We start from the raw sequence: 15680 nt of genomic DNA on the forward strand, positions 1-15680 counted from the left end.
TTAACAATTCGATTTTTATGATTTACGTCGTAAAAGAAACCCTATCAGACCCAAAGATAATAACATAACAGTACTTGGTTCAGGTACTTCTTGCGGGTTTTCAGGCTCACCACAACATTCTCCACCGTTAAGTTTGTCACTCCCTTCACCTGCATTTACTTGTATAAAGCGCGCTACATAGTTAAGAGAACCATCATTAAACCCTGCCTTAAACGCATTCTCAACATCAAGCGCTGATAGACCATTAAACCCAATTTTCATGCTCAAAGTATCTTCTGTGCCTTCTGGTAATGCGCCATTAGCGTTCCCACCTACGAAATTAGTATTATCTGCGATCCCTAAATCCAGCGTACCAAATGGAGGTAAAGATGCATTAGCGATCATCGTATCAAAATAAGCACCAGCACTGAAGTTAGCAGCAAATAGACCGCCGTTCGGAGTGATTAAATCAAACCCTATTCCTGTCAATTTTGATGCTGTAGCACCTGACCCAAAACTCGCTAATTCACCCGTCGTATTTCTAATCAGCATATCAATTCTAACCAAACCGCCGTCATCAAAAAAATCAAGCGTTGCTTTAGCTGATGCGCCTGTCGCTGGAGTATTGGATGATGCACTGTTGCTATTCCACTCCCAAATTAGCGAAGCGTTCGCGACACTGTAATTAGGCAGAGCTGACCGACTCAGATATGGACATAAATGGCTTAGGCGATTATTCTAACCGTTAGCTATATATATTTTATTTTATAGAGCAAGTGAAGGTGTCTAATTGACGCCCTCACTTCGATAGTTACACTCGTTAAGGTATTATCAAAAAATAACCTATTATTTCACCGCGTATTCTTTGAATATCAGTTTACCGATCTCAACAATAATCTCATTACGCATTACCATTGCCAACTCAGTTTCGGTTAAATAAATACTGATGATTAGCGGTTGACGCTCGGAGTGCCAAAGCATAGCAGTTATACCTCGAGAACCATTACCACCCGCACCTGAGCGGTCGGCTATAATCCAGCCTTGCGGTAATATAGAACGCAGTAAAGGGTCTGACACTTTATTATTTTGCATCCATGTTTTAAGTTGGTTTTTATCCATATCAAGAAGAACATCACCAAGCAGTAGTTTGTTGAGGGTGGTAACTATAGCTTTCGGTGTCGTGGTATCACGCAAGTCTCCGACCTTAGCTTCATTCAATTCAGGTTCTATACGATCTAACTGACTTTCTTCATCACCAATTTCTCGCAAGAATGCAGTAACGCCTTGAGGGCCTCCGATATGCTGTAAAACAATATTAGCCGCGGTATTATCACTGGTCAGCATTGTTGCTTCACACGCTTTCGCCACTGTAATAGTGTTATTCACAAACGTTTTAGTGACTGGTGACCAAGGGATTAATTCCTCAGCCTTTATCAATGAGCTAGTACTGGGATCCAGATTACCATTTGCCGATTCACTTAGCATTTTTGCGCAAGCGAGGGTTTTGAATGTACTCATCATCGGAAAATGTGCATCACCGTTGTAAGTCCACGTTTGTTTATTTTGCGTATCTAAAACAGCCACACCTATACGACCAGAAATGCGTTGTTCAATTGCTGATATCGAATTGTTTAGCGTAGTAGCTGTCGCACTCGCACTCGTTAATAATAAGGCAGTACACAAGAATATATTCTTTGTTGTGTTTAACATTGGTCGAGTCTCTATATTAGTATTATGGCGAAGAAATACTCGGATATTAAAGACTATTAACACCATTATCAATATAGGGTTTTGGATGAGTAAGTATATGGCAAGTGCGATATCAACATATTGCGAGTAAGTAATAGACCTAACTTGAATGGGGCAATTTCGAGTTAGCTAGGTTAGCTAACTCGTTAGTGGACAAAAATGGCTTAGAGCTTATGCTTCAAAGGATATGGTTCGCATTACATAAAGTATGATGAATTGAGGTTAACGCCCCAGTTGTCGCTGAGTAATAAAGATGTATACCAACTTTTCAACCTGTTGATAGTTAAGTCGTTAACAACACAGAAAATGAAATTATGGGTTTATAGTATACATCTTTATTAATTTTTAGAGTTAAAGATAGACTGGCACAGCGGGGTTGATAGCCTGTTCAGGATACATCTTTATTACTCGAACACACCAGTAATTAGTGAACCATATGCTAGCGGACGATTTGCTCAGTAAATGGCATGATAGCCTTGGTGAATCTTATAATTCAGTGACTTGTTAACTGTATTAGCTAGCACCAAATGGCTTAGCCCTAGAAGCAAAGAAGCTAATAGAGTCAATAAGTGATTCTGCTTTTTTGAGGCTTCGTGTATAAAAGCGCTTTACGACTCGGTGTTCATCATTTTTCAACTGAATAACGTACCAATCCCTTTTTTTGAACAACTCAAGTTCAGCCATAGAATTAAAATAAAAACGAGAGGTTATATTTTTAGCATTAACTTTTGATGACGATAGAGAGATTGATGAACTACTACCAAAGCTTTGATCATTTGATAATGTAGTTTCCTTTCCACTAACGCCATCTCCGAAAGCCAAATAAGAATCTGTAACAAATACACTTTCAGGTCTAAACTTTAAGGGTTGTTCCATTACTACTTGTTCAATAATTTGAACCGCTAAGTCCTTATTTTTAATCATATTTGGCGAGTATTGAATTTGAGTAGCAGTACAACCAGCTAAAAATATAGATAGCAATAAAAACCATTTTTTCATGATAAAAAACCAATAACCTTTGTGAATAGCCTAGTGACGACTTAATACTATTAACGCCTTGCTCAACGGAGAGTTCAACTGGCGTTTTTTTTCCGGGTTTATGGCAAAAAAAGTGACAGTTTGACGAGTCCGATGCAGCAACTTGTTATGTGCCTATTCCTCGCCTTCAAAATGTGCAAATACTTCCGCCCCCGTCATGTTCTTTGTTTCATTGGAGAAGCTATAGTAGTTTGGTTTTTCATCAATGAAGATCTGATGGCTAAAATCAATTTCTTCTTCAACACTCAAAAGACCAACCGGAACATGGTATTGGTTATTTGGCTTCAAGTGATAAAACAAATGAGTTCCACAGTTTACACAAAACCCTCTATCAGCCCATTCAGATGAATGATATCTTGATACTGAAGACTCACCTGAAATTATTAATATATCACTTGTTTCAAGTGCCATCATCGGCCCGCCAGACCACTTTCTACACATACTGCAATGGCACGCAGTCACTTCAGCATTTCCCATCTCTACTTCAAGCTCAACAGAACCACACAAGCATTTTCCGTTTGCTTTCATCTTCAACTCCTTCTCTTTTATAAATGAACGATATTCGACTGCACATAACGCCCCTCGAATAAGTGATCCAAGTGCTGCAGGGCGAATTGCGCAGTAATTGGTAGACAGCCTTGGTGAATCTTAACTCAGCGGCTTGTTAAGTTCCTGACAACTCTTTCTGAAGGTAGAACCTCTTGTAACCATTATTGTAACCACTAAGTTTACCGTACTCTTTGTACCCTAACTTTAGATACAGTCCCAATGCTTGAAAATCGAAAGTATCCAGTTGTGAGAACCTGCAGCCACGGTTAATAGCCTCTTTTTCAGCAGCTAACAGCAGTTTCTTAGATAGTCCATTGCCTCGATATTCAGGTGAAACCCAAAGATAAGCTATATCTAGTCTATCCCAGTACGTCGTAGCCGTAAGTCCTGCTATTATGTTTTCGCTGGAGTCTCTTTCAAGCACAGCCAAATCACAAAAGTCGTTTGGCATAAATTCAAGGTTATGCTCTCTTACAGCGCGGCTAATTTTATTAAGATCTTCCTGCCTTGGGGTACTAGAAATATCCACCCATGCCTCCTAAACGGAACTTAACAGTTTACTATACAGAATTCTGTATAAAGCGAATTTAATTTCAACTTAATAACTATCGACAATAGCAAGTTCACGTTAAATTACAAATAGATACTGATAAATATCAATCCGAAGTCAAATAAAACACGGATAAAAACAAGAACGGTATTTATATAGACCTATGCAAACTTTATTGAAGTTAAATTATACTTAGAAATCAATGTATTATTGGTCGCTATCAGTTGGTAAGCTATATATTTTGGCATGTTAAAGTAAGGATGTTGAGTATGAGCAACAGCTCTAACACAGAAAAGGGCAAGTTCGGCTTAGCGCTATTGCACTAAGCCGCAGCTGGACAGGAATGGCTTAGAGCTATTGTACTAGCCGAGGTAATACACATTGGATTTTGTAGGGGGAATTTAAGCCTATTTTAAATCAAATAATTACTCTGCGTCCTGTTGGGAAGTACTCAAGGGCATCACCAAGCACACCTTTTAATATTTCATAGGCTTTCATACCTGTACAATGGCCAGTATAGAGCTTATCTATTGGATAAGTGAGCATAGTTTCACCAATTGCCTCTATGTCTTTCTTTGTTCCGCCAATACTATTAAATAAAGGAAGTCCGACCAAATGAAATCCACCGACAACAGCCTTAATTCTCGTGTTTGGAAACAATTCAATAGCGGTTTCAATCATATTGAGCACCCCACCATGAGCACAACCAGTAAATACTATAAGACCATCATCTTCTTTGATGACTAAGAGTAACTCATGGTCAAATAAGTCGGGGTTACAGCCATCACCTGAATCAGTAAAGAGATATTTATTACCTTTTGGCTGTTCATACTTACGACTCAGACTTGTAATAATAAAAATATTTGACCGTATCTCAGTAGTTTTATTAATGAAGCTGAATCGAGCACTAGTTTTGTTTAATAATGCTTTATCAATACCCACATTACTTTTGAAACCAAACGCTTTGAAACTATAATCAGTTTCTGTACATTCGCGGAAATAGACCTGAGCCTTAGAATTTTGGTCAAGGAAATGAGTGACGCCATTACAGTGATCATGATGACGGTGCGAAATAATTGCAGCATCAACATCTTCCATCTTAATGCCTAATAAAATGGCATTATCACAAAAGGCTTTACTGCTACCAGCATCAAACAGAATCTCTTGCCCCATTGTTTTTATATGAAAAGATAACCCTCTTTCAACCTTAAGGTCTGTTCTATCATCTAATCGAGTATTATCAATTAGCGCTGTCAGTATCATATCTACTTCCTAAACCATTGTTTAGTTGAGTCTACTATACCTGAATTTTCATGTGCCATTATTTACACTAGTTTATTAATGTTACTAACTACTTAACAGCCATTTCATCACTCAGATAAAAGCCCTCTTTAATGCTTTCATAATATGGGATACAGTCGCATGGGGGAAGCGCTTTGTATTATATCTAATCAAGGCTTGCCTTCCAATTGAGCTCGCGTGAGCAGTTGTGATATGACAAATGACTCTCATTCTTCACATAAGTAAATCTATGGAAAATTGATATGAATATATTGTGGGAGAGCAGTTACTCTAAGCCACTTTGGGGCAGTTTCGGCTTAGAGCTATCCCCCTAAACCATTCATGACATAAATGGCTTAGAGCTAAAAATCTAAAAATCAATGCTCACATTACTCTTCGTAGGGGAACGAAGGAAGCTAATATTTAAATAGATATAACATTGTCACTAAAATCATCGTTGATATAAGAACTAAAACTTGTATCACAGATAACAGTCTGAATGGAAAAACCTAGTTTCTGTTTTTTTGATGTAAGGCTCTTCTTAAAGCCACTACTAATATCACACGCACCATCTGTGATCATTAAAATATCAGCCTTATCAAAGTTTTTGGCATTTTCAATAATTTCAACTGAACGTTTTAACGGTGTTTCAAAACTAGTCCCACCATTAAAGCTCTTAGTAAGAAAAGCGAGCAGGCCTTTACTTTCGCTACTTTTAAGATGTAATTCTTTAATTTCATTATTATCACCAAATAGCAAAACATACAGTTCACGCTGTTCTTTGTTCAATATAGAATGGATAGCAAATAAAAGAGCTCGGGCTTTTAATATTGGCGAACCATCCATGCTAGCAGATGTATCTAAACAAGCGATAATAGGGCCTTTTTCTTGCTTTGATTCAATGTCTTCTTCCATATCAATATGATGACCAGACATCTTATAAGTCGATAAATTACTCTCTAAGAGTTTGGCGTAAAAAAGAAGCTCTAGCTCTTCATTTTCAAATCCAGCTAACTCAGAAGGCAGCACCCGTGTTACATCACCACTTTTATGAATACCAAATATCTCATTGGCATTAGAACGTTTAATAGGCACCTCTTTCTTTTCTTCAGAAATATAACTCCTACCTAAAGTATTTAATATTGATTGAATTTTTTTATTGTGCGTGAGTTCATTCGCTAGCGCAGTAAAATCTATATCTTGTGTATTTTTCAATTCATTATAAGTAAAGTTATATCCCGTTTGTTGACTAAGGTGTTTACTTTTTTCATATGCATTCGAGATATCTTTAAGTTGTTGCGCATATTGATTAATTTTATTATGCGCTTGCTGAGGTAAACTCTCATCAGAAATTTCTTGTTTATATACTGTTAAGTCATTCATCGAGCCCAGAAGTTCTTTTTGTATAGTCGAGTCAAGCGGTGTATTAGATAGCTGTTCAAGTAATTTGTTGAGTTCTAACAGAGGTTTCACTTGTGAAGGCGATTCACTTTGAGGTTGCTCCCACAGTCGCCATTTTGTTGCACCTAGATGCTGCCGACTCGCTTCTTTCAATGAACGAATAGTTGGTTCCCATGTATCTTCAATTTCGAAGAATGATTCAAAACGGTCAATAAGAGATTGGCTGACTTTAGGTGTGCTGTTTACACAGTTTTCCGAGAATTGGTGGCAGTTTTTAATAACCAAACCATAAAAACTGCGTTCACCCACTCTATCTGATGCTTCATTAGCAACAGCATCATTACCTACAGCACCATATCTATTACATGAAACGTAAATCTTACCATGAAGTTTACTGCTATCAACAAAAGAGGAACGAGAGTCTAGCTTTACGGTGGCTTCAGCTGTGTCAGTCACCACAATATTGGATATTTTACCATTCCCTATATAGATACCAGAATGCTCTGCACCAAAGTAAAGATCACAATAGACAACACTGCCTTCGACTGGTGCTACCTTTGCTCGAAACTCATCTACTTTGCTTTTAATTAACTTCGTAGCCAGTGACACGATTACACTTCCAGTTAAGCCTGCAAGAAGATTCATTCCAATCATAGCCAGATATTCTTTTTGACTTGCTCTTTTACAAGATCTATAGTTGTATTCTTATTGCTAAAGTTAGATGATTTTTTTTGTTTTAATTTTGCTGACATGATGGGAGGCTCTCTCAATCTAATCATTTCTATTTTTTGATCTTGCCACTGTATATTTTTATTGTGTTTATCTATTTCATTATTTACTTCTAATAATAAATTATATCCAACTATATGCTTACCTTCTGTAGATGTAGCCTTATATTTTTTACTGACATTATCTAATAAAGTTTTTATATTAACAGGCTCTAATACATTAGATATTTTTTGTAATTGATTAATATTTAACGTTTGTAGCGTCTCGAACATATAACTGGCATTGCCGAAAAATCCTGTTCTACGTGGCTCATTAACTGATGATAATTTATTATTAATACACCAAAAATAATCAATGTCATTTAATACATTTGTTATCTTTTTAATAATGATAATGAAATCATCATTATCAACACGCTGATGTGCACCTAATATAAACATTTTATACCTCCATATTAATATTTTCATTAATGATTTTATTAACTTTTTTGTAGTTTTCAAAGTTATTACAAAGGCAATGCTTAAGTAGAACCAAATCTGAATAGTTAACTTCACTTCTGCCATTCGTATAGGCTGATACTCGAAGAACTTTAACTATCTTAACTAACCTACGATCTGAAAGTTGCTCATCAGAATTATCTTTAAATTCATCATTAAACTGTTTACGAATTCTCTTGATAATTGAAATGATATCGTTTTCAATCGTCACCTGTTTTGCTGCTTGTGAAATGCTTTCTATTTCGTCTACAGTGAGCTGTAAATGCACGGGTACATCGAAAGGTTTAGGAGCAAGATTAATTAAACGTTCAATATTGTCATCACTAACATAATTGACAAACTTTCGAATTAAGAAACGATCATAAAGTGCCTCGAGTTCACTGTTACCTATAGGTAGTTCGTTTGAAGCGGAAATGAGTGAAGTTAAAGGTGTTTGCTGTTTGACTGCACCATTATGATATATACGCTCATTCATAATAGTGAGTAAAGAATTCAGAATAGCAGAATTTGCTTTGAATACCTCGTCCAAAAATACCACATTAGAACTTGGCATATAGCCTTCAGTTTTACGACTAAATTCATCATTTTTCAGTTTACTAATTGAAAGCGGTCCAAAAACCTCTTCAGGTGCGGTGAACTTCGTTAATAAATACTCGAAGTAGTTTGCATCTTTGATCACTTTAGCAAAACGACGAGAAATTTCACTCTTCGCGGTTCCTGGAGGGCCAATAAGTAATAAGTTTTCTTTTGCTATCAAAGCTAAAAGTGCGAGCTTAACTTCTTCATCTCTCTCAATTAACCCTTCGTTTAACACTTGAATCAACTGTTGTAATTTGTCTTGAATAGATGGTTGATGACCCATTAAATATCCTAATATTTTTATAGTCTATGAGATGAAATTTGTTGTGATTAAGCGTAACTTATCCAAATAATTTATACGCTAAATAGATTCATATTCGCGGTATAGGTCGGTTTACAATATAAAAATTCTAACTTAATGAAATTTAATAACTATATCGTTTAGAATGATTTTTGTTGAAACGGTATATTTTAGATATATTTAATCATAAATATATCTAATGTCTGAGTAATATTGGGGTAGATTAGGGAACGAATTTATGAAAACATTTTCATTCCTCACATGAGAAAATCTATGGGAAACAAAAATAGGTATGTAGTGAGTAAAAGATCTAGCTCACTTTGGGGCAATATCGCGTTAGCCTTATTATAAAATTAATGAATTCAGCTTTGAATTTATGATGCAGAGGGAGCATGGTCTAATAGGATAAGCTTATCTATAAATCCTTTCCATTAAGTGGGCGTTGTAAAATTGATTCAACAGTTTAGATTCTAATACTGATCCAGTATTGCAGTTACCCATTTCGTTGATCTGAATATATTCATGATAATGTCATCATTAATACGTTACTATCGGTCGTAATACAGATAAAAATTGAAACATTATGATGAAAAAGAATAAGCCAGTTAGGATAACACTGGCACATATAAATGATACCCACTCCTACTTTGAACCTCAGTCACTGCAGTTACAACTTAATATAGACGGCAAGATTATCTCGCCGTATGTGAGTAATGGCGGATTCTCCCGAATAGCGACAAGAGCGAAACAACTTAAAGCCAGAGCCCTGCAGCATAACCGTGACTTTATGTTTTTGCATGCTGGTGACTGCTTTCAAGGGACGCTTTATTTCTCCCTTTTCAAAGGCAAAGCCAATTCCGATATGCTCAATGCATTAGGTATCGATGTGATGACCATTGGTAATCATGAACTTGATATGGGCAATGAGCCTGTGGCTGAATTTTTAGATCGTATTAAGTTTCCACTACTCGCTGGTAACTGGGATCTGACTAACGAAATAACAACTAAATCTCACTATTTAAACGGCCGAACAAACTTATTATCTTATCAACCTGATACGCAGACCGCACGCTGGATGACACGTGTTCTCGATGACGAACCCGTGGCAATATTCGGGGTTTCTTTGGATAAGATGGCTGATATAGCCAATGTAGATCCGGATACCCCCTTTGTTAATGCCTTTGAAACAGCCAGAAATACAGTCCAAGCCATCCGTAAATCAGGTATTAACAAAATAATATTATTAAGCCACCTTGGTTTTAATGGTGATTGTGAGTTAGCGAAAGAAGTGGATGGTATTAGCCTGATTGTTGGCGGCCATAGCCACACACTTCAGGGTGACTTTAGTGATTTAGGACTGAAAAAAGAAGTTGAATATGGACATCAGGTGAATGGCACTTATATTGTTCAAGCTGGATTTCACTCACAAGCGCTTGGTCACTGTGACATTGATTTTGCAGCCGATGGTTCGGTTACCGCTTTTAAAGGTAAAAATGAGTTACTTCTTGGCCGTCGACTCTGTACTGATACAAGCTTGTTAACAGCCCATAATGATAACATCCATACAAAAGCTAGCCTCTACCTCACTCAGCATAAAAACGTGGTGGTATGTAAAAAAGATCCGCTATTACAAAGCTTGCTACAAGATAAATATATCCCGAGAGTACGTAAATTACAGAGCACTGTCATTGCGCGTGTCGCTGAGGATATGCGGCATATACGTATTCCTGATATAAACGGTGGCAGTGATATTGCGCCTCTCGTCGCCGAATCCTTTGCGCATATGATGAATAAAAGTGGCCATCGAGTCGACTTTGCAATTCATAATGCGGGAGGCGTGAGAACATCCTTATATCAGGGGAATATTTCAGTTGCTGATATTGCAGGCAAGTTACTTCCTTTTGCAGTGCCCATCGGTGCTTATCGTATTAAAGGAAAGTATATCGCACAGGCATTAGAAGGAGCTATCAACAACGCAACCAATAATGGACTGCTTGGTTCCGGTTCGGGCAGTTATCCTTATACTTACAATCTGGATTTTAACTACTATGCCGAACGGCCTCTGGGTAATCGAATAGCTGAGCTTACGATTAATACAGCAGAAGATGGCTGGATAAATATCGACCATGATATGCTCTATTACGGTACCTCTTCCGCTTATACCATGAAAGGTAAAGAAGGTTATGAAGCGTTAACCATGATGGAAGGTGACGGGATTATCACTCATCATTCGATGGCAGATTGCTTCATTGATTTTATTAAAAATACTCCCGATCGACTTTAAATCAGACAGCCGTAAATATAATGGTTATACACAATAAACCACCCTGCTTTACTCGGTGGTTTTATTACTTCAGCTTACCAAAAACGCAAAAGACGCCATTTACATTAAATGACGTCTTTTTTCGTTTAGTCTAATTTTTGTTTAGCTTTCGCTTCAGTTTCTTTTAGCTTTGGCGAATGCCAATTAAAGAATAAGACCGCCAAATACAAAACCAAGTGCAACAGACGTTGAAATAGTCGCAACACCAGGAATGAAGAATGGGTGGTTAAAGACTAAGTTACCAATACGCGTAGAGCCTGTATCATCCATTTCTACCGCGGCAAGCAATGTCGGGTAAGTTGGTAATACAAACAGCGCACTTACTGCAGCAAAAGAAGCAACTGCCGTAATCGGTGCAACACCAATCGCAAGTGCAGCAGGCATCAGTGCTGTGGTTGTTGCGCCTTGAGAGTAAAGCAACATTGAAGCAAAGAATAAAACAACCGCTAACATCCAAGGGTATTGTTCAAGGATACTTGCTGAAAACTCTTTGATTTCACCAATATGAGCAGACACAAACGTATCACCAAGCCAAGCAACACCAAGCACACACACACAAGCACTCATGCCTGATTTAAATGTTGCTGCGTTCGCAATTTGAGACGCATCAATCTTAGTGAAAGTAACAATGCTCGCAGCAGCTGTAAGCATCAACGCCATAATTGCTTCGTTACGCCCTATCGTTGGGTTTTCAATAAGACCCACACTACCACTGATCATCGTTGCATAAGCGACAACAGCCACAATCGCGGCACAGAAAATATAAACAGATGTTCTGGCTGTAGGTAAAATTTCACGTTTGCCGACACCATTCATCTTAATAAGACCTTTAGCAAGACGGTCTTGATACACAGGATCGTCTTTTAGTTCGCAGCCCAAGTAGTTTGCAATGAATGCACCAATCATACACGCGATGAATGTTGATGGGATACATACCGCTAATAACGTTAAGTAATCCACACCGAGTGGTTCAAGAATACCAGAGAAGAACACCACAGCGGCAGATATTGGCGATGCGGTAATGGCAATTTGCGATGCAACAACCGCAATAGATAATGGACGTGATGGACGAATACCTTGCTCTTTTGCCACTTCTGCAATCACTGGCAACGTCGAGAATGCAGTGTGACCCGTACCCGCTAACACAGTCATGAAATAAGTTACGATAGGTGCATAGAAAGTAATGTGTTTTGGATTTTTACGTAGAAATTTTTCTGCTAAATCAACTAGCCAATCCATACCACCCGCCACTTGCATTGCTGCAATAGCCGTGATCACTGACATGATGATTAATATTACATCGATAGGGATAGATCCCGCATCGAGACCTAAGATCATGGTTAAGACAAGTACGCCCGCACCACCCGCAAACCCGATACCAATACCGCCAATACGCGCACCTAAATAGATGAACAGCAGTACGACAAAAAGTTGTACAACAATCATAGTAAACTCCGATTAAGATTAAAAATTATTCGATAGATAAATCTGCATTTGTCGAAAACAGATTTCTGCCCAGTTAATCGTTTTTATCCGTGTTCTTACACCAAAGTTTCCCGTTCAATCGTTTCCGTGTTTTGCTTATACTTTCTAACAAAACGTAAGATTAAACGGTACTCCTACTCTGGTTAAAATCGCGAACAGTCAATATGTTTTTAACTTGGTTCTATGTCATAAAGCGTTGATTAAACCGATTTAGTAAAACGTTTCCCTGTGTATTTTGGTTTCATTAGGTTTTCGATAGAGAAGATTTCATCTAACTCTGTTTCAGACAATAAACCTCGTTCCAATACCACTTCACGTACATTTTTACCTGTTTCAGCACAGATTTTACCGATAACATCGCCTTCATGATGACCAATGAAAGGGTTTAGATAAGTAATAATACCAATTGAATTCAAGACGAAGTCTTGGCATACCTTGCGATTAGCAGTAATGTCTTTAACGCATTTGTCTTGTAACGTGAAACACGCATTTTCTAATAACGATAATGATTCAAATAGGCATTGACCAATCACAGGTTCCATTACATTCAATTGTAATTGCCCACCTTCCGCAGCCATGGTGATAGTTAAATCGTTACCACATACTTTAAACGCAACTTGGTTAACTACTTCAGGAATCACAGGGTTTACTTTTGCTGGCATAATTGATGAACCAGCTTGCATTTCAGGTAGATTAATTTCATTTAAACCAGTGCGAGGACCAGAAGAAAGCAAACGTAAATCATTACAAATTTTAGATAACTTCACCGCTAGACGTTTTAATCCGCTCGACAACATGACATAAGCGCCACAGTCAGAGGTTGCTTCGACTAAATCTTCTGCAGGTACAAATGCATGACCCGTGATTTCAGCTAGTTTTTGAATCGCTAATTCTGAATAACCAATTGGCGAGTTTAAACCGGTACCGATTGCTGTCGCGCCGAGGTTAATTTCAAGCAATAATTCTTGGCAACGTCTAATGCTTCTGATTTCTTCTTTTAAGGTAATACCAAAGGCGTGAAATTCTTGACCTAATGTCATTGGAACAGCGTCTTGTAACTGAGTACGTCCCATTTTCAATACGTCATTAAATTCTTCAGCTTTGTCTAAGAAGGTTTCGCTTAAAGACGTTAACGCCACTAATACAGCATTACTGCGTTCAAATAATGCAACACGAAAGCCTGTTGGATAAGCATCATTGGTACTTTGACTTTTATTCACATGATCATTTGGGTTGATATGGTTATAAGCACCTTTGGCATGTCCCATCTGTTCTAATGCGATGTTGGCGATGACTTCATTGGTATTCATATTTACCGATGTACCCGCACCACCTTGGAATGCATCAACAGGGAACTGATTGTAGAAATCGTCGCTTGCTAAGAATATATTACATGCGTTAACAATAGCGTCGCTGATTTCTTCAGGAATAGTGCCGAGAATACCGTTAGCTAATGCTGCTGCTTTCTTGGTTTTTACCATGCCACGTACAAACTCTGGGCAGTCACCAATTTTCTCACTACTGATATTAAAATTTTCCATCGCTCTTAATGTATGAATACCGTAGTAAGCGTGTGCAGGTATTTGTTTAACACCTAGTAAGTCAGTTTCTAAGCGGGTTTCTAGATTAGTTTCTAAAGTGAAATCGGTTGTTAATACTGTCATAAGTACACTCTGCTAATTGAATTATGTGTAAAGAAGATATAAAGATTCTGAGTGGATAATACGTTCTATTGTTTTTAATAAAGCGGGCTTCGATCACCTTTTAAAAACAAAGATTTACGAATATGACGAATGTTTTTTTCGACCTATGAATCTGCATGTTTTATCGATATTTATAATTGATTCCGCCACAAATACCCCTTTATGGCTAGATGATCGATATATCTGTAAATAATCAATAAATGATGATTTTGAATTAATACGTTTATTTTATGAACTTTAGGTTGTTCGGCAGGTGGATTAAGCATCAAAACAGGATTAAATACCGAGGGTAATATAGTAGGTTTATTCCGTTGTATAAAAATGATGCCAGCATCACGCCGGCATCTTGTTTAATATTAGCGCTTAGAGATCGGCATTAATAGTACTGGAACATCTTTTGGATCTCGTTGTAATCTTGGGTTTGCGTTAAAGATAACATGAGTAAAACACGGGCTTTTTGTGGGTTCAGAGTACCTGATGCTACGAAGCCAAATTTTGCATCATCTATTTCGGCATCAAGTGTCGTCGACCCCGTTGGTACACGAGAGCTACGAACTACCATGATGCCATCTTTACTCGCTTGAGCCAGTTCAGTGAAGATAGTGTGATATAGGTTTCCGTTACCGACACCTGCACTGACAATACCATCAAATTTTGCATTTATCAGGGCTTTTACCGGTAGGTCAGATGCGTTGGCATAGTTATAAACTATGCCAACCTTAGGTAAATTTGTTAACGTAGACACATCAAATACGGTATCAGATTTATGTTTAATATCAGCGCTATTCTTATAAGTGACATCACTATTATGGATATACCCCAATATGCCATAATTTGGTGATTGGAAAGTATCCACAGCCGTTGTATTTGTTTTAGTGACATCGCGAGCATCAAACACACTGTCGTTCATTGCGATCAATACACCACGCCCCTTCGAATCTTTATCTGCTGCTGTGACAACAGCATTATATAGATTCATGGGACCGTCGGCGCTCATGGCTGTAGATGCACGCATAGCTCCTACAAGTACAACAGGTTTATCACTATTAATTGTTAAATCAAGGAAGTATGCCGTTTCACCCATCGTATCAGTACCATGGGTGATCACGATTCCGTCTACATCATCTTGCGCTAATAATGTGTTAACACGCTTTGCAAGTGTTAACCAGACTTCATCATTCATATCCTGAGAGCCGATTTTGACCACTTGCTCACCGCTAATATCTGCAATTTTAGTCATCTCAGGCACTGCGGAAATCAGATCATCAACCCCTACTTTACCTGATGTATAACTAGAGCCTATTGCCGATTGTCCTGCCCCTGCAATCGTACCACCAGTGGCAAGAATTTTTATATTTGGAAGCTCGGTTGAAGCAAACGCAAACGAACTAAAACACATACCGGTAACCATCATAGCTAAACGAACTGGATTATTTTTCATTTATACCCTCCGCGAGTAATTTTGATTGTTTTGTCTGTGCGAAATTATATGCTAACCACGTAATACTTTTGAGGT

General features: G+C 37.9%; 13 protein-coding genes. 1 reads left to right on the plus strand and 12 read right to left on the minus strand.

Annotated features, from left to right (window positions below):
• Positions 1 to 15: 15 nt before the first annotated feature.
• The 9 genes from HWV00_RS10985 to HWV00_RS11025 all read right to left on the minus strand — a co-directional run bounded on the left by HWV00_RS10985 (position 16) and on the right by HWV00_RS11025 (position 8635).
• A complete protein-coding gene (locus HWV00_RS10985; RefSeq protein ID WP_211681138.1) occupies positions 16 to 531 on the minus strand; it encodes a PEP-CTERM sorting domain-containing protein in 516 nt (171 codons plus the stop codon).
• 294 nt (positions 532 to 825) lie between these two features.
• Positions 826 to 1689, minus strand: a complete 864-nt coding sequence (gene bla / locus HWV00_RS10990; RefSeq protein ID WP_211681140.1) for a class A beta-lactamase — start codon at positions 1687 to 1689, stop codon at positions 826 to 828.
• Between the two features lie 552 nt (positions 1690 to 2241).
• A complete protein-coding gene (locus HWV00_RS10995; RefSeq protein WP_211681142.1) occupies positions 2242 to 2727 on the minus strand; it encodes a hypothetical protein in 486 nt (161 codons plus the stop codon).
• Between the two features lie 153 nt (positions 2728 to 2880).
• The gene (locus HWV00_RS11000; RefSeq protein WP_211681144.1) at positions 2881 to 3294 is read right to left on the minus strand and encodes a GFA family protein; all 414 of its coding nucleotides are present in this window, start codon (positions 3292 to 3294) and stop codon (positions 2881 to 2883) included.
• A gap of 136 nt (positions 3295 to 3430) precedes the next feature.
• Positions 3431 to 3844: an N-acetyltransferase gene (locus HWV00_RS11005; protein WP_211681146.1), complete on the minus strand. Its 414-nt coding sequence runs from the start codon at positions 3842 to 3844 to the stop codon at positions 3431 to 3433.
• Between the two features lie 438 nt (positions 3845 to 4282).
• The gene (locus tag HWV00_RS11010) at positions 4283 to 5128 is read right to left on the minus strand and encodes an MBL fold metallo-hydrolase (RefSeq protein WP_211681148.1); all 846 of its coding nucleotides are present in this window, start codon (positions 5126 to 5128) and stop codon (positions 4283 to 4285) included.
• Between the two features lie 441 nt (positions 5129 to 5569).
• Positions 5570 to 7201: a VWA domain-containing protein gene (locus tag HWV00_RS11015; RefSeq protein WP_211681150.1), complete on the minus strand. Its 1632-nt coding sequence runs from the start codon at positions 7199 to 7201 to the stop codon at positions 5570 to 5572.
• Complete coding sequence (locus tag HWV00_RS11020) at positions 7198 to 7716, minus strand: hypothetical protein (protein ID WP_211681152.1); 519 nt, start codon at positions 7714 to 7716, stop codon at positions 7198 to 7200. The genes HWV00_RS11015 and HWV00_RS11020 overlap by 4 nt, the downstream gene beginning before the upstream one ends.
• 1 nt (position 7717) lies before the next feature.
• The gene (locus HWV00_RS11025) at positions 7718 to 8635 is read right to left on the minus strand and encodes an AAA family ATPase (protein WP_211681153.1); all 918 of its coding nucleotides are present in this window, start codon (positions 8633 to 8635) and stop codon (positions 7718 to 7720) included.
• Positions 8636 to 9236: 601 nt separating this feature from the next.
• Here HWV00_RS11025 and HWV00_RS11030 point away from each other — a divergent pair.
• Complete coding sequence (locus tag HWV00_RS11030) at positions 9237 to 10937, plus strand: bifunctional UDP-sugar hydrolase/5'-nucleotidase (protein WP_211681155.1); 1701 nt, start codon at positions 9237 to 9239, stop codon at positions 10935 to 10937.
• Positions 10938 to 11120: 183 nt separating this feature from the next.
• On the opposite strand, the gene HWV00_RS11035 is transcribed toward HWV00_RS11030, so the two are convergent.
• The 3 genes from HWV00_RS11035 to ansB all read right to left on the minus strand — a co-directional run bounded on the left by HWV00_RS11035 (position 11121) and on the right by ansB (position 15605).
• Positions 11121 to 12422 (minus strand): anaerobic C4-dicarboxylate transporter, encoded by a 1302-nt coding sequence (locus HWV00_RS11035; protein WP_211681157.1) that lies wholly within the window; start codon positions 12420 to 12422, stop codon positions 11121 to 11123.
• A 239-nt stretch (positions 12423 to 12661) separates the two neighbouring features.
• Entirely contained in the window at positions 12662 to 14125 is a 1464-nt protein-coding gene (aspA, locus tag HWV00_RS11040) for an aspartate ammonia-lyase (protein ID WP_211681159.1), read from the minus strand.
• A gap of 415 nt (positions 14126 to 14540) precedes the next feature.
• Positions 14541 to 15605, minus strand: a complete 1065-nt coding sequence (gene ansB, locus HWV00_RS11045; RefSeq protein ID WP_211681161.1) for an L-asparaginase 2 — start codon at positions 15603 to 15605, stop codon at positions 14541 to 14543.
• Between the last annotated feature and the right edge of the window lie 75 nt (positions 15606 to 15680).

The sequence above is a fragment of the Moritella sp. 24 genome (assembly GCF_018219155.1).
Classification (GTDB): domain Bacteria; phylum Pseudomonadota; class Gammaproteobacteria; order Enterobacterales; family Moritellaceae; genus Moritella.

What these genes read in the sequence shown, in the direction of transcription:
- HWV00_RS10985 (WP_211681138.1), bottom strand. Translation starts at nt 531, where the DNA reads ATGCTGATTAGAAATACGACGGGTGAATTAGCGAGTTTTGGGTCAGGT.
- bla (WP_211681140.1), bottom strand. Translation starts at nt 1,689, where the DNA reads ATGTTAAACACAACAAAGAATATATTCTTGTGTACTGCCTTATTATTA.
- HWV00_RS10995 (WP_211681142.1), bottom strand. Translation starts at nt 2,727, where the DNA reads ATGAAAAAATGGTTTTTATTGCTATCTATATTTTTAGCTGGTTGTACT.
- HWV00_RS11000 (WP_211681144.1), bottom strand. Translation starts at nt 3,294, where the DNA reads ATGAAAGCAAACGGAAAATGCTTGTGTGGTTCTGTTGAGCTTGAAGTA.
- HWV00_RS11010 (WP_211681148.1), bottom strand. Translation starts at nt 5,128, where the DNA reads ATGATACTGACAGCGCTAATTGATAATACTCGATTAGATGATAGAACA.
- HWV00_RS11015 (WP_211681150.1), bottom strand. Translation starts at nt 7,201, where the DNA reads ATGATTGGAATGAATCTTCTTGCAGGCTTAACTGGAAGTGTAATCGTG.
- HWV00_RS11020 (WP_211681152.1), bottom strand. Translation starts at nt 7,716, where the DNA reads ATGTTTATATTAGGTGCACATCAGCGTGTTGATAATGATGATTTCATT.
- HWV00_RS11025 (WP_211681153.1), bottom strand. Translation starts at nt 8,635, where the DNA reads ATGGGTCATCAACCATCTATTCAAGACAAATTACAACAGTTGATTCAA.
- HWV00_RS11030 (WP_211681155.1), top strand. Translation starts at nt 9,237, where the DNA reads ATGATGAAAAAGAATAAGCCAGTTAGGATAACACTGGCACATATAAAT.
- HWV00_RS11035 (WP_211681157.1), bottom strand. Translation starts at nt 12,422, where the DNA reads ATGATTGTTGTACAACTTTTTGTCGTACTGCTGTTCATCTATTTAGGT.
- aspA (WP_211681159.1), bottom strand. Translation starts at nt 14,125, where the DNA reads ATGACAGTATTAACAACCGATTTCACTTTAGAAACTAATCTAGAAACC.
- ansB (WP_211681161.1), bottom strand. Translation starts at nt 15,605, where the DNA reads ATGAAAAATAATCCAGTTCGTTTAGCTATGATGGTTACCGGTATGTGT.